This window comes from Buttiauxella sp. S19-1, assembly GCF_022134725.1.
In the GTDB taxonomy this organism is placed as follows: Bacteria; Pseudomonadota; Gammaproteobacteria; order Enterobacterales; family Enterobacteriaceae; genus Buttiauxella; species Buttiauxella ferragutiae.
Window position 1 is genome coordinate 1 of record NZ_JAHWLU010000256.1, and the last position, 1,013, is coordinate 1,013.

Annotated in this window: 1 protein-coding gene; it reads right to left on the minus strand. The window is 46.1% G+C overall.

Features of this window, described 5'->3' with window-relative positions; genetic code table 11:
• Positions 1-214 precede the first annotated feature (214 nt).
• Positions 215-931, minus strand: coding sequence for a GntR family transcriptional regulator (locus MES37_RS24430; protein ID WP_166642044.1), 717 nt, complete (start codon positions 929-931; stop codon positions 215-217).
• Positions 932-1,013 lie beyond the last annotated feature (82 nt).

Consider the following 1,013-nt stretch of genomic DNA (forward strand, 5'->3'; position numbering starts at 1 on the left):
TGATGAAGGGATTCGTGTTGTGAATTAAACGCAATATCATCATTGTTATTTTCAGCATTGCCACTCTTTGAATGATGAAGTCATTCAGACCCAAATCGATTCCACAGTTTGCATACGAATGCGCTCTTGCTCACTGATTGCTGTTTATAGCACCATTTGATGTAGTGAATTCAATGATGCTATGAGGGAAATAAGTGGAAGGGCTTTAACAAATTTAATGCTTACGCCGCGCCACTAACGTAAATTTGTAATCATCACTTTTGAATACGTTACGGCTGAACTCAAACACCCGTCCGTCCCTTAAATAGCCACGCGACACCTTTTCCAGAACCGGTTTGCTGGCATCAACTCCCAACGCTTTAACGACGTCTTCAGATGGCATCACCGGAATTATCTCTTGTTCGCTGCGGTCGATAACCATCTTCTTCACGTTCTCGATGAAGTGATATTTCGAATTCTCCATCACCTCCCAGGTGAGATCGGGGAACAGCGTGAGTGGCATCCAGGTTTCTTCCAGCGTAACGGGTTTTTGTTTAATGAAACGCACGCGTTTCACATGCCAGACTTTGTCGTCGACCGCCAGTTGCAGGTGGGCGGCCAGAATGTCATCCGCTTTAGTAACTTCAAAAATCTGCACTTCGCTGTGGGTTTCGACATTTCTGTCGGCCAGTTTTTCATAGAGGCTGGTCAACTGGTAAATGTCGTAATTGACCTTTTCCTCTTTAACGTATGAACCGCTGCCTTGAATGCTCTCGATGATTTGCTGTTCGGTGAGTTGTTTGAGCGCCTGACGGACAGTCACCCGGCTCACCGCAAACTGTGCCTGAAGCGCTGATTCTGTGGGCAGTGCGTCACCCGCTTTCAATTCACCGTTTTCCACCTGCAAGCGGATAGCATCGGCAATCTGACGGTACATCGGTTTTTTACCCACCACATAGTCCTCTTAGAACGTTAGAAATCTCACCAGATGATAGCCCCAATCATGGCAGCTGTTAATCGATAAGTATTAATAC